This window comes from uncultured Kordia sp., assembly GCF_947489565.1.
GTDB lineage: Bacteria > Bacteroidota > Bacteroidia > Flavobacteriales > Flavobacteriaceae > Kordia.
On record NZ_CANLEA010000007.1, the window covers coordinates 144710 to 157750 of the forward strand.

Here is a 13041-nt window from a genome sequence, read left to right on the forward strand (position 1 = left end):
AGGACTACAATGTTGTATGAAAATTATTTTTTAGTAAGTGGTGATAAAAAGTTATGCGAGTGTTGAAGGAATTTCAATGTTCATTTCAGACAAAACATATTCAAAAATGGTCTGTAATGTATTAAAATGTCTGGCTTCAATGGTATCAGCATTGACGACAAATCCGCGGATGTTATCTTCAAGATAGGTTAAGAAGAACATGGAGGAAAGTGAGTCAATTCCTAAATCATTTTTGAGATGAGAATCTAATTTGATTTGGTCTTTAGTGATGTTTGGAATACTGTCAAGCAATCCGTCTTTTATAGTGTCTAAAATTGTATGTGTGTCCATGTGTAGGTTCATTAGTGGTTGATTAATTCGTTTTTTTTGAAATCGACTTCAATCTGCTTATTTATGATGTCTGCTGCGCAGTCTTTTTCTCTAATTAATTGTATTTCATTTTGATAAATCAGAATTTCGGATGGATAACCATGGCTGTGAAAAAGTACGGGCGATGAAGTAGGACCGTAGGCTCCGGAGAGTTTTACAAGTAAAATATCATTCAACTTTACCTCTTGAAGCACGATATTTCTACCAATGATATCATCAGGACTGCATAAAGGACCTGAAACTTGATAGGTATGTGTTTCCGCAGTTTCATGAGCTGAAATATTTTCCATCGGAAAGTTTCTTTTTACAACTCTTCCAGATCCAGCTGCGGCTGAATGACAGTTGGTTCCGCCATCCGTAACAACAAACGTTTTTCCGTGATTTACTTTAATGTTATTTGCTTGAACTGCCATAGCTCCAGCTGTTCCGATAATAAAACGACCAGATTCCATAATAATTCGAGTCCTTGGATATTTCTCGTTAAACTCAGTAAACAAAGGAACCATAAGATCTTTGAATTCTCCAAGATGCAGCGCTTCTTGATTTTGGAAGTACGGAATTCCCATGCCGCCACCAACATCTACCATCGTAAATTTGCACTGATATTTTTGAACAATTTTATCATATAATTTTAAAATATATCTCGTGTTTTCAAATACAGAAGAAGCTTCTAAAATATTAGTGCCATTGTATACATGAATTCCTTTTATATTCACATAAGGTGTTGCTAAATACTTCCCGAAATTTTCAACAGCGCGTTGTTCTTCAATTCCAAAATGTGTAGGTCTTCCGCCCATTTTCCATGGAGAACCTTCTGCGGAGAAATCTGGATTTATTCTAATAGCAATATTTGCAACTGTGTTTAATTCTTTTGCAAAATTGGAGACTCTCTGAAGTTCGATTTCAGATTCTATAACAATGGCAAAAATTTGTAAAGAAATGGCTCTTTTTAATTCATAATCTTTTTTGCAAGGACCTAAGTATACTATGTCTTGTGGAGTTGATCCGGCTTTTAGCGCAATTTCCATTTCGGTAACAGAACATACTTCGGTGCAAGCTCCTTTGGATCGTAATAATTTTACTAAAGATACATTTGGATTTACCTTTAACGCATAGAAAACATCTACAAAATCGGGCAAAGCATTTTTAAGATTTGTATAGTTGGTGAGTAATTGTGCTCCATCATAAACGTATGCTGGAGTGCCGTATTTGTTTACGGCAGCGACTATTTGCGATTTATTCATTTTGTGTAACAGTGTTTTTAATAGCTTGGTTCATGTTTGGGTACAAGCTATGGGTAAGAGTAGTGTTGAATAACTATTCTTAGATTGAAGATTTTAAATAAGATGTGTGTGATTTTCTGTAGAAAGCTTATTTGTCAGAATTGAACATGTCGTATTCTATCAGCCATTCTCCGTTTTCTTTTTTCCAGAGAATTACATACGAACCTTCAAAAATGTGCTCTTTTTTTGAGTTTACATAGCCTAGCATATGACATCTTTGAAAGGCAACGTTCATTTCTCCAAAGAATTCTAATTCATCTTGAAAAAACGCTACACGATCCACATCTTTGACGCTTAGAGAAAATTCTTTTTCAATGTCTTTTCGTCCCAGTCTAGGTTTCTTTCCTGGTTTCATAAACACGGCTCCTTCTGTGGTATATTCTTCCGAAATACCTTTAGGATCTTTGTTTACCCATTTTGTTTCAAATCTACGATCGGCAACGTCAATTAGTTTAGCGGCTTTCAACAGCTCTTTTTCTGTTACTTTTTGAGGTCCATAATAACTCACTACGGAGTTTTTGTAATTGATTTCAACGGTTTCTGAAGTAGGGTTTGAAACAAGTGACATCAATAAAATAGTGCCCGTAACTACGGCGCTCAACAGTAATAAACTCTTGTAATTAATAGTTTTCATTTTGGTAATTAAGTTTGGTTATAAAGCGGAAAATTAGATCAACATCTTTCATTGTGTTGTAAAAATTCTAACATTTTTTGAGTTTATTTTTTCTTACGATTCTATGGAGTTGTAGGTGTTTGAAGTAGGATAATTTTCTGAATTCCTGTTATATATAAGTATTGCATTTATAAGTCGAAAAAACAGAAATAAATATATATGGCTCATAAATTGTTTAAAGCTCTTGAAATGAAAGGTTTGTATAAGTGTAATACCTATTCGCAAAATGAAACCGTCAAGCATTTTTATCAAACGAACTCTAGGAAAGTATATCTTGTAAAAAGTGGAATTTTAAAAATTAGTTATCCTAATGAACTAGGAGAAAAAATTACATCTATCATTTTAATGAAGGATCAATTTTTTGGATTTGCACAGTTTTTTTGTGATTCCAATATAAATTATAGTTATGAAGCTATTTTAGATGGCACAGTACTTCATGAATTTTACATATCGCATGTTAATTTAATGCTAGATACGAATGCTATTTCTAAAAGTGAATTGTTTTTTAGTGTTGGGAAAGAATATAGTTTATTAGAAAAAAGAATTATGATATTACAAAATCGATTTATTAAAAAACGACTTTGTAAAACCATATCTGAGTTTGGTGACAGTTTGGGAGTTTTTCCTTTCAATGCAGAAACGATTCATAAAACGATTCCAATCAATCAAGATGAATTGGCTTCTTATATAAGAGCTTCTAGGATTATTACAAATAAAATTCTGAATGATTTCAAGAAAAACGTATTTCGTGATTGTATCAATAATTGACGTCATGGCGTTTATTTAATTTAAAAAAAGGCATAGAAGATAAAGAGTAGTACATAATTATTTTGTCATCTAAAGCAATTGTGTACTTTTGCCGATAAGCAGGCTACCTTATCGCTGCTTCTTTAGGAAGGAGAGGAAAGTCCGAACACCATAGTGCAATTGTAGCGGATAACATCCGTCCGTCGTAAGGCGAGGACAAGTGCAGCAGAAAGAATGTACAGGTAATGCTGTAGTGAAATCAGGTAAACTCTACGAGGTGCAATGCCATGTAAATGAGCGTTTGAGAACGGCACGTTCGATGCTCAAGGGTAGGCAGATAAAAGTTATTGGTAACGGTAATTTTAGATAAATGATAAGGCTTGACAGGATTCGGCTTACGGCCTGCTTTTTTTAATGAAACTGTAAGTTGAATTTATTCTGTTGTAGAAGAATTCTTCGAATATAGAACGAAGTACTATTTTAGCATAAAAAGAAGAGAAACGTCTCGATTAAATTTGAAGAAAACTTAGTATTAACTTAATAATTCACATATGAAAAAATGATACAAATTCTAGACAGTTTCTCTCCTTAAATATTTTATGCACTAACACTCAAATTTTAAGTTCTATAAAATTTAAATAAACTAATTATATTACTGTAAAAGTACTTTAGTTTTTGACTAAAACGATTTATAAACTGATACCTTTTGTAAGGTAAAACCGTATATTTTTTCGTTTAAAAATGAGTAACGGTTTTAAAATACTAGCAAAACCACGATCCTGTGAATGGATCATAACAATTAAAGCATGCACCATTCAAACAGATTTGATTAATAGTACAATCAGATTGTGAGTTGCATTGTCTTAGCTTTCTTAGTCCTCCTAAAATTTCTCTTTGTGAAGATTTCGACAGTGTTTTTGCACCTTTTAGATTTCGAATATTTTTTAACATGGTGTATAGGTTGTTGGTTATACGATAAAAGTATATATTCTAATTATCAGTTATTTACGGTGAATCCGTAGTTTTACTATTGCATTTGAGTTTTAACACTATTAATAGATTTTTACTACTAATTTTTGTAAATAAATAAGTGTGAAAATGGAGAAGCAAATTTGCGCTTTGAATACGATGAAGTAGTAGAGGTAATTTTTTTAATGATGGTCAAGTACAACTAAGTGAAGCAGAAGTGGTAAATAATTTGATAATATCTTCTGAGTCAATCAACTCTATTGTAGGTATAGAGGCATTTACTAATTTAGAATATTTAGACGGTTATGTTTTGTTTAAAATAAAAACAAAATCTACATTGGTAGTAAATGATACTTTTATGAATAAAGCTGAAATTTTCTTCGATTTCAATGCGCCAATTATTACGAATGATGAAATGACCACCGTTGCTGAACCATTGAGTATTAATGAAACACAGATAGACGAAAGTATTGTAGCATTTCCAAAACCAGCGACAGAAACATTATTTATTTCAGCAGAAAATTCGATTCAGTCAATTGATGTGTATTCGTTGCAAGGCAGACTAGTACTTTCAAAAAAGTTTATTGGGAATCAAACAGCTGTAAATTTTTCATTAAAATCACTTTCCAAAGGTTTGTATATTTTAAAAGCGACTTCTGAAAAAGGTGTATTCGTTGACAAAATCATTAAACAATAAAAGACACATACTTTATAAACCGAAAAACCACGCTATTTCAGCGTGGTTTTTTAATACAATAATATTTTGTGTAAAACTTACCAAGTACACGCCGCAACTGGGAAGCAGCTATTAATTTCAGAAACACATTGGTTATTTCTACACTGTGTTGCCTGATTACTTTTGTCGTCCACAGTAAAGCATTCATCATTAAAAGTACATACAGTTACTGAACGTCCTGAAGGTTCCTCATTTCCTCCTTTATACATTGATAAATTAGAGATTGATTTTTTGTTTAGTTGTAAAAATGTTAGACTTCTTTTTTTCATAATTTTTTAGGTTTGATTTAATTCTGATTGAAGATATGATATCTTAAACCCAGCTTACTACGGGAATACCATAAAAAAAGTCGCTTGCTTAGCAAACGACTTTATGATATGTTATTATGTGTATTGTTTTTTATTTAGATTGTTTTCCCCTTTTTTGGGGTTAGATTGATACATAATGAAACATTATATGTATTTAACAGGTAACCATAATAATTAGAACTCTTTTATAGTATTTATAGTATAATTTCTAACAATTAGCAGAACATAAGTCAGTTGGACATACAATTGACCAACAAGCAAAATTGAATGTACACGCCCAAGATTGAAATTTATCATCTTCCTCTTGGTTGTTGAATTGACCTTTTACCAGTTGTGATTGTAATTTAGAAATAGATTTTTTATGCAATTCTAATTTGTGTAACTTCTTTTTTTTCATGATTTAAGAATTTGAGTTAATAAGCTTAAAATTAAGGAATTGTGAGAATTTTTAGTAGGGTAAAACCATAATTCTTAAAACAAAAAACCACGCTTATCATTATAATAGCGTGGTTTTTTTATGAGTTATAAATTGTTTTTATTCAGCCATAGTGTGATACACATTTTGCACGTCATCATCATCTTCTAACTTTTCTAATAGCTTTTCAATATCAGCTACTTGCTCTTCATTCAAAGGTTTGGTGACTTGTGGAATGCGCTCAAAACCAGAAGATAAGATTTCAATTTCTCGGTTTTCTAACTCTTTTTGAATTGCTCCAAAGCTTTCAAACGGTCCGTACAATAGAATACCATCTTCATCTGCAAAGACTTCTTCTACACCAAAATCAATAAATTCCAATTCAAGTTCTTCAGGATCTTGTCCTTCTGAAGGAATTCGGAAATTACAAGTATGATCAAACATGAATTCAACCGAACCTTGTGTTCCTAAGTTTCCGTCACATTTATTAAAATAACTACGAACGTTAGCAACAGTTCTGTTATTATTGTCGGTAGCGGTTTCTACCAAAACGGCAATTCCGTGCGGTCCATATCCTTCAAACAATACTTCTTTATAGTTATCGGTATTCTTATCAGAAGCCTTCTTTATAGCACGCTCAACATTATCTTTTGGCATGTTGGCAGCTTTTGCATTCTGAATTACTGCACGCAACCTAGAATTTGTCTCAGGATTTGGTCCTCCTTCTTTTACAGCCATGACAATATCTTTACCAATACGTGTAAAGGTTTTTGCCATTGCTGACCAACGTTTCATTTTTCGTGCTTTTCTAAATTCAAATGCTCTTCCCATTATGCGTGTACTTTTATTTAAGGATTACAAATATATATTTTGTATTAGTCTTTTGGAATATGTCGGCTTAAAAATTTTCCAGAAGCTTCATTCCATTGATTAATAATTTTGGTTCGTTTTTTATTTAATTCTTCATTTCTTTTGTTGAAATCGGTCACCGCTTTGTTAAAATCGTTGACCATACCATTGTATTTGTCAATTTCTTCTTGCGTACGATCTTTTGGTTTTTTCTTGTCAATTGCTTCTTTGATCGCGTTGAATTTTTCATTGAATAGGAAAAACTCAATCATTTTTGGAATTTCGTTTTGAGTTTCTTCTAAATAAAATTCCAACGCTTTTTTAGTGGCTTTTACTAGCGTAGCATCTTCTTTGTATAAGGTAATTGTATCTAATGCTTGTATACCTTCTTGAGCAAATGTTTGAAGCGCATTTTGGTTTTGTTGCATGGCGCTGATATCAGCAGAAGACAAAGCACTTAACAGAAAACGTTCTTGAATATTACTTTTAAAGAATAATAAGTAGACATCATTTCTGTGTTCAAATACTTCGTTTGAGATTTTCATCTTTTTCCCTAAATCACTCTCATCATCAGTCAATCTAATATTGTTTCGCGCAGCATACGCTTCTAAGGTTTTTGTATAGTTTTCTTGTGCTTCTTGCATGCGCTCATCTACCTTTTTCTGTGCCAAAATATAGGCTTCCATAAAGTCATAAGATTGCTCTGCAACCTCTTTCATATCTACAATTTTAGCATAGTCATTTTTTAAGATGTTGGTGCGCAAATCCATATATTCCAATACTTGCTGCTTATATGCATCTTCTCCTTCGTAGGCTTTTGCTTTTTTGATTTTGATCATTGCACGTTCTAAAGATTTTACCAAACGTTTTCGATCGCCTTCAATTCTTCGAGGACTTTTGCTGTGCGCCACCGATTTGGTATACTTCCACATGCTTCGGCTAATCTTTTTATTTTCTTTTCCAATAAAAGACAAGTACTCATTCGGATTTTTAAAATTTTGAGAAGTTCCAGCTTGAAACATAAAGACACAGAGGAACACAAAAAGTAGGCTTTGGTAGTTTTTTTTCATGGATTTAGTTGGCTAGTTGTTTAATATAATCAGACACAATACGATAGGTTTCTTCAATTTCATGATCGGTTTGAATACTTTTAATCGCATGTGAGTTTTCTTTGGCTTTGTTTTTATTGTAAGCTAATATTTCTTTGTAATCCGCTAAGTTGACAACTTCAAAGGTTTCATGTGTCATTTCGATATCATCCGATTTTTCAAAAATTGCATTGAAAGTATCTCTATCTTCTTGTAAACCATTAATTGATAACGGTAATTTTCGTTCGCTGTTTAAGTAGTTTCTTAAGTTGGAATTGATTTCTTTGATGGTTGAAGAAGCTTTGTTTTTTTCAATTCTAGCCAAACTTTTAGCACGTAAATCTTTATAATTAGCTGCTTCCGGAATTTTAAAATAAACATCTTTGTAAATGGTATCGCTTATAATGACATTTGGATTGGCACTTTCGCCATCTTCAATGCCCGTTAGTAAACTTGGAAATTCAATATCTGGCTGAATGCCAATTGCTTGATGCGAATTTCCTTTGAAACCATACATTTTTTCAATGGTAATTCTTAAAAAACCTTCTTCACCTTGCAAAGGCACAATTTGCTGAATGGTTCCTTTTCCATATGTTCGACTACCTACAATCAATGCTCGGTTATGATCGCGCAAAGCGGCAGCAATAAATTCAGAAGCAGAAGCACTTTCATTATTGATTAGAATGACCAAAGGTTTGGTAAATAAAGTTCCTCGATTAAAGTCTTTTACAATGGTTTTGTTGTCTTGCTGATCGCGGTAAATTCCCAACGGACCTTTGTCTATAAACATTCCAGCTAAATCAATAGCTTGTTTCATAGAACCGCCGCCATTTCCACGTAAATCTAAAATTAAACCATCAATATCAACGGCATTGAGTTTGAAAAGTTCTTTGGCAATATCATTGGCACTTCCAAAGCCATAATCTAAATTGGTATAAAAGCTTGGCAGCGAAATATAACCAACATTTTGTTCTCCTTTTAGGATAAAACTGTTCACTGCATTTTCTTCAATTTTTAAATTTTCTTTTCGCAGCACAATCGTTTTGTTGATGTTTTTATCATCCAAGACATTGAACGTAATGGTTTTGTTATTTTCATCGTTCACAAAGTCATACAAACTCTCTAACGAAAGACATGTGGTGCTAATTTTGGTGTCGTTTGCTTCTAATGAAAGCACCAAATCACCTGCATTAATTTCTTTTTCTTTCCAAGCAGTACTTCCTGTTTGCAAGCCAGAAACCACAATTTTCCCGTCATTATTTTTGGAAAACCACACACCAATAGAATTGTTTTCTGTTCCGATAGAACTCATAAATGTAGCATTGTCTGTTGGATCAAAAAAGCTGCTATGCGGATCAAAATACGTACACATGATATCCAGAAATGTCGTTTCTACATACGATTGCAATCCATTTACGACTTGTAGTTTGTCAACAATAAAACATTTGTTTTCGGCAATGACTTTTTGTTTTAACTGAGCTTTTATTTTTGGGAAATTTGCTGGATTTGACAATGATAAATAATCACGAATAATGTCTACACGAATTTTCTTTGACCAACGTTTTTGAAGTGTTTTTGGTGTTTTTGAGAAAAGTGATTTTTCTTTGAAACTTCCATAAGTAACCGTGTCTTTTCCTGAAAAATCAAGTTTGGTTTTTTCAATTTCTTCAATCGTTTGTTGGGCTTGTTTTAAGTGTTTTTCATAAAAAACAGTGACATCATTGATAAAATCACATTCGCCATTTAACAAATAATCGTCTAGTTTATCTTTTAAAGTTGTGAGTTCTTCAATATCTGCTTGCGAATACAGCAAACGTCTGTCATCTAAGCGTTCTAATAATTTATTAAATACATAGCTAGAAAATTCGTCATCAATTGCTTTTGGTTTGTAATGATTCTTTTCTAACATGTCTAAAATCAAACTTGATTTATTGCAGAAAGAAAGTTCAGTTTGTGCAAATGTTGTAGTGACAACGAAAAGCAATATAAAACGTAAAATAGTATGCATGAATGCGAATGAAATTTGTAGTGTCGTAAAGTTACGAATTTAACAAATCTTTTGCTCATTACGTAGGAAAGTAAGCTGAAAATGTCTGAGAACTAGTACGTATTACAGGATATAAACAGCAGCTAGGAATTTTTTATTAAAATTGAAGACGAAGTTCTCCATGTATCGGAAGTAACTTCCATTGCTTGCAAAGTGCGTCATACTCAGCTTTCATTTCATGTATTTGAGGTAAATTCATCGTTGGAATTTGAATATTTTTCATTGTAGACGCTTCCCAAGTAACCAATTCTATATATTCCTCAATAATTGCAGCTCCAGAGCCAAGTGATTGTAGATTTCGGGTCATAATTTCTGCCAACCAACTTTCGGAATCTAGGTTTTTTATAATGTCCTTATTAGATAAATCTTTGATAGTCATTCCAGCAGCAATATTTCCATAAAACCCTTTAGTAAGATTGAATTTTTTCTCCACGACAAAATGTGCAATATCGTGGTTTGGAATTTCTGGTCCTAAATTCTCGCTTGTAAATGTACCATCAGCTCTTTTGCAATACAGTGTATTTCTGTGTTCTCCTTTGTTGATAATAATTTCCATAACAAGTGAAAGATAAAAAAATGAATAGGAAAAAGTAAATTTAATTATTCATAGGTAATTTGTTCAACACAGAAAATGTGCCAAGTTTCAGAATCAACATATTTCAATGTCCACGATTGAACACCATGATTTCTTGCTACAACAAACACAACCGCAATATGATTATCATTAGAAAAAATTGGACGAGAAATTTGATAAATAAGCTGGTTGCGTTCTATTTCCCATAAGTATTGAGTAGCTTCTTGCTTGTTTAATCCATTATCGTATTTGTAGAAAATGTCTAGTTTTTTCTTGGAAGCTCGTTTTTTAAGTGTAAAATCAGTATTGATATATGTATTAGTTATCTGTGTAATGTCAAGTTTTACAGTATCTAATTTGAAAGTTTCATACTTTAAATTAGAGAATTGTTCGCTAGCAATATTATTTTCAGGACATTTATTGACAGCCTTTCCATTTTCATAAAAATGAAGTCCAGGATTTAGGATTATTTCTTTAGAAATTTGATGATTTATTGGAGTCAGATTTAATCCAATACTATCATGTCTTGATACTTTTATAACAGAATCTAATACCGAATTGATAATTGTATATTCTTGTGATATTTCTTTTTTAGGGGAACAAGAAACCCATAATACCAAAAGTGATAGAAGAATGGTTTTATGAGCTAGAGAAAAATTCATCTGTTTTACTCTTTAATCTTTCCAGAAATATATTCCAGCGTTTCTTGGTTGGTGGTAGCCAAATGCTTTGGAAGTTTATTATCTCTCGGTAAAACTGCTAAAAAACGATCAAAATTGGAAGTATATACGTTTTTAAACAACGGTTTTTCAACGTTCATACTTTTTAAGATTTCCGTAAAGAATTCTTCATGATGAATTAAATCTTCTGCGCCTAGATGAAAAATTCCGCTTTTACGTCGGTTGATCATATAGTGAATTTGCTGCGTCAGTTTTTTATCTGAAATCGTATTCATCACTAAATGTGGAAAAACCTCAATGGGAATCTTCTCTTTTAAACATTGCTTTATTTCTAGAATTCGCGGTGAATTATGTCCAAAAACCATTGGCAAACGGATGATGGCATATTTTTTCTGCGGCAAACGCATCAACATATTTTCAATACGAATTTTTAGCTTCCCATAAATACTTTCCGACAGCGTTTTGTCAAACTCATACGAAGGATAACTGCTATACGCATCAAACACATTTGCAGACGATAAAAAGAAGAGTTTACAGGGTTTTGTCTTTACATATTCGGTCAAAAAAATATGCGCTTCAATTTGTGCGGCAAAATCGCCACGTAAGGCAGAAATAATGATCGTAGGTTGTACTTGCAATACAATTTCATCAATACCATCATAATCCAAATCGTATCGAAAAAAATGCTGATTTTTTGCAAACGATTTGTTGCTGTAAAATGTTCCGTATACATCAAAATAGGAGCAAAGCTCTTTATAAATCGCTTGACCTATATATCCGCTAGCACCTAATATTAATATTCTATTCAAAAGTATATGTTATAAGTTGAACTAATCCTACTTAGCAAAAGTGTCAAATCGAGCGCAGTCGAGATTCAATAAAAGCAAAGTATCTATGACTTCTCGACGGCGTTCGAAGTGACAAACCGTTAATTGTAGTTAACTTTTGGGTTTGTATTCGTTGTTTATTATAGTTTACATAACGTAAAAACTATAAGTTATATATATTATTTCTTGTAGAAAGGAAGTTTTACCACTTTCGCAGGAACTCTATTTTTACGAATTTGAATATAAATATTGCTTCCAACATCTTTAAAAACAGTAGGAACATATCCTAAACCAATTCCAATTTTCATAGATGGAGACATCGTTCCAGAAGTTACATTTCCAATAATATTTCCGTTTCCGTCCACGATATCGTATCCTTGTCTCGGAATTCCACGATCTTGCATTTCAAAAGCAACCAATCTGCGCTCAGTTCCAGTTCTTTTTTGTGCTTCAATAGCTTCGCGATTCACAAAATCTTTCGTGAATTTTGTAATCCATCCTAAACCAGCTTCAATCGGAGATGTTGTATCATCAATATCGTTTCCGTACAAGCAATATCCCATTTCCAAACGCAATGTATCTCTTGCTGCTAAACCAATTGGCTTGATTCCGAAATCTTCACCAGCTTCAAACACTTTGTCCCAAACTTCGGCAACATCTTCATTTTTACAGTAAATTTCAAATCCACCAGAACCAGTATAGCCCGTTGCAGAAACAATTACATTTTCTACGCCAGCAAATTTGGCAATTTGGAAGGTATAATATTTAATATTTGTTAAATCAACTTCTGTCAAAGACTGCATCGCTTCTACCGCTTTTGGTCCTTGAATCGCCAATAAAGAATAGTTGTCAGACACATCTTTCATCTCAGCACCAACATCATTATGGCTCGAAATCCAGTTCCAATCTTTTTCAATATTAGAAGCATTTACGACCAAAATATACTTTTCTTCATTCACTCTGTAGATAATTAAATCATCTACAATTCCACCATCATTATTTGGCATGCAGCTATATTGTGCTTTTCCGTCTTTCAATTTTGAAGCGTCATTCGTTGCAATTTTTTGGATTAATGCCAATGCATTTGGTCCAGAAATTACGAATTCTCCCATATGACTTACGTCAAAAACACCAACGCCATTACGAACCGTTTCGTGTTCAACATTAACGCCTTCATATTGTACAGGCATATTATATCCTGCAAAAGGAACCATTTTAGCGCCTAATGCTTCGTGAATTTTTGATAGAGCAGTATCCTTCATTATGTTGTTTTTCTTAAATTGATTGCGAATTTATGAAAAATAGGGCTAAAAAAATGATGAATTTCTTCATCATTCTTAATTTAACACTACTTTTTTTAAATTTTCACAAATGCGGAATGTTTTGAGATTTTTTGAATGTCTTTTTAATTATAAAGATTTGTCATTCCACATTTATTGCGGAATCTAGTTTCATACTAAGATGGATTCCTGTTTG

General features: G+C 32.6%; 14 protein-coding genes and 1 other RNA gene. 3 read left to right on the top strand and 12 right to left on the bottom strand.

The features are described from left to right. Positions 1-51 precede the first annotated feature (51 nt). From Q0845_RS11325 to Q0845_RS11335, 3 genes are all read right to left on the bottom strand, one after another. Complete coding sequence (locus Q0845_RS11325) at positions 52-330, bottom strand: phosphopantetheine-binding protein (protein ID WP_298512988.1); 279 nt, start codon at positions 328-330, stop codon at positions 52-54. Between the two features lie 11 nt (positions 331-341). Beyond that, positions 342-1613, bottom strand: a complete 1272-nt coding sequence (locus Q0845_RS11330; RefSeq protein WP_298512990.1) for a hypothetical protein — start codon at positions 1611-1613, stop codon at positions 342-344. Positions 1614-1740: 127 nt separating this feature from the next. Further along, entirely contained in the window at positions 1741-2286 is a 546-nt protein-coding gene (locus tag Q0845_RS11335) for a nuclear transport factor 2 family protein (RefSeq protein ID WP_298512992.1), read from the bottom strand. Positions 2287-2484: 198 nt separating this feature from the next. Between Q0845_RS11335 and Q0845_RS11340 the strand changes: the two genes are divergently transcribed. The 3 genes from Q0845_RS11340 to Q0845_RS11350 all read left to right on the top strand — a co-directional run bounded on the left by Q0845_RS11340 (position 2485) and on the right by Q0845_RS11350 (position 4738). Beyond that, positions 2485-3093 (top strand): Crp/Fnr family transcriptional regulator, encoded by a 609-nt coding sequence (locus tag Q0845_RS11340; RefSeq protein ID WP_298512994.1) that lies wholly within the window; start codon positions 2485-2487, stop codon positions 3091-3093. A gap of 95 nt (positions 3094-3188) precedes the next feature. Next, positions 3189-3485: RNase P RNA component class A (gene rnpB, locus Q0845_RS11345), an RNA gene on the top strand. A gap of 914 nt (positions 3486-4399) precedes the next feature. After that, entirely contained in the window at positions 4400-4738 is a 339-nt protein-coding gene (locus Q0845_RS11350) for a T9SS type A sorting domain-containing protein (protein ID WP_298512996.1), read from the top strand. Between the two features lie 77 nt (positions 4739-4815). Here Q0845_RS11350 and Q0845_RS11355 read toward each other — a convergent pair whose 3' ends face one another. From Q0845_RS11355 to gcvT, 9 genes are all read right to left on the bottom strand, one after another. Then, the gene (locus Q0845_RS11355) at positions 4816-5046 is read right to left on the bottom strand and encodes a hypothetical protein (RefSeq protein ID WP_298512998.1); all 231 of its coding nucleotides are present in this window, start codon (positions 5044-5046) and stop codon (positions 4816-4818) included. Between the two features lie 247 nt (positions 5047-5293). Next, positions 5294-5482, bottom strand: coding sequence for a hypothetical protein (locus Q0845_RS11360; protein WP_298512999.1), 189 nt, complete (start codon positions 5480-5482; stop codon positions 5294-5296). Positions 5483-5620: 138 nt separating this feature from the next. Then, positions 5621-6331, bottom strand: a complete 711-nt coding sequence (locus Q0845_RS11365; RefSeq protein ID WP_298513000.1) for a YebC/PmpR family DNA-binding transcriptional regulator — start codon at positions 6329-6331, stop codon at positions 5621-5623. 44 nt (positions 6332-6375) lie between these two features. Next, positions 6376-7419, bottom strand: coding sequence for a hypothetical protein (locus tag Q0845_RS11370; protein WP_298513001.1), 1044 nt, complete (start codon positions 7417-7419; stop codon positions 6376-6378). A gap of 4 nt (positions 7420-7423) precedes the next feature. Beyond that, positions 7424-9445 (bottom strand): S41 family peptidase, encoded by a 2022-nt coding sequence (locus Q0845_RS11375; protein WP_298513002.1) that lies wholly within the window; start codon positions 9443-9445, stop codon positions 7424-7426. 136 nt (positions 9446-9581) lie between these two features. Continuing rightward, positions 9582-10040: a hypothetical protein gene (locus Q0845_RS11380; RefSeq protein WP_298513003.1), complete on the bottom strand. Its 459-nt coding sequence runs from the start codon at positions 10038-10040 to the stop codon at positions 9582-9584. 44 nt (positions 10041-10084) lie between these two features. After that, on the bottom strand, positions 10085-10720 hold the full coding sequence (locus tag Q0845_RS11385; RefSeq protein ID WP_298513004.1) for a hypothetical protein: 636 nt from the start codon (positions 10718-10720) through the stop codon (positions 10085-10087). A 5-nt stretch (positions 10721-10725) separates the two neighbouring features. Beyond that, on the bottom strand, positions 10726-11547 hold the full coding sequence (locus Q0845_RS11390; RefSeq protein ID WP_298513005.1) for a sugar nucleotide-binding protein: 822 nt from the start codon (positions 11545-11547) through the stop codon (positions 10726-10728). Positions 11548-11744: 197 nt separating this feature from the next. Next, a complete protein-coding gene (gcvT, locus tag Q0845_RS11395) occupies positions 11745-12827 on the bottom strand; it encodes a glycine cleavage system aminomethyltransferase GcvT (protein ID WP_298513025.1) in 1083 nt (360 codons plus the stop codon). Positions 12828-13041: the final 214 nt, after the last annotated feature.

What these genes read in the sequence shown, in the direction of transcription:
- Q0845_RS11375 (WP_298513002.1), bottom strand. Translation starts at nt 9,445, where the DNA reads ATGCATACTATTTTACGTTTTATATTGCTTTTCGTTGTCACTACAACA.
- Q0845_RS11365 (WP_298513000.1), bottom strand. Translation starts at nt 6,331, where the DNA reads ATGGGAAGAGCATTTGAATTTAGAAAAGCACGAAAAATGAAACGTTGG.
- Q0845_RS11385 (WP_298513004.1), bottom strand. Translation starts at nt 10,720, where the DNA reads ATGAATTTTTCTCTAGCTCATAAAACCATTCTTCTATCACTTTTGGTA.
- Q0845_RS11360 (WP_298512999.1), bottom strand. Translation starts at nt 5,482, where the DNA reads ATGAAAAAAAAGAAGTTACACAAATTAGAATTGCATAAAAAATCTATT.
- gcvT (WP_298513025.1), bottom strand. Translation starts at nt 12,827, where the DNA reads ATGAAGGATACTGCTCTATCAAAAATTCACGAAGCATTAGGCGCTAAA.
- Q0845_RS11325 (WP_298512988.1), bottom strand. Translation starts at nt 330, where the DNA reads ATGGACACACATACAATTTTAGACACTATAAAAGACGGATTGCTTGAC.
- Q0845_RS11340 (WP_298512994.1), top strand. Translation starts at nt 2,485, where the DNA reads ATGGCTCATAAATTGTTTAAAGCTCTTGAAATGAAAGGTTTGTATAAG.
- Q0845_RS11350 (WP_298512996.1), top strand. Translation starts at nt 4,400, where the DNA reads ATGAATAAAGCTGAAATTTTCTTCGATTTCAATGCGCCAATTATTACG.
- Q0845_RS11330 (WP_298512990.1), bottom strand. Translation starts at nt 1,613, where the DNA reads ATGAATAAATCGCAAATAGTCGCTGCCGTAAACAAATACGGCACTCCA.
- Q0845_RS11380 (WP_298513003.1), bottom strand. Translation starts at nt 10,040, where the DNA reads ATGGAAATTATTATCAACAAAGGAGAACACAGAAATACACTGTATTGC.
- Q0845_RS11355 (WP_298512998.1), bottom strand. Translation starts at nt 5,046, where the DNA reads ATGAAAAAAAGAAGTCTAACATTTTTACAACTAAACAAAAAATCAATC.
- Q0845_RS11335 (WP_298512992.1), bottom strand. Translation starts at nt 2,286, where the DNA reads ATGAAAACTATTAATTACAAGAGTTTATTACTGTTGAGCGCCGTAGTT.
- Q0845_RS11370 (WP_298513001.1), bottom strand. Translation starts at nt 7,419, where the DNA reads ATGAAAAAAAACTACCAAAGCCTACTTTTTGTGTTCCTCTGTGTCTTT.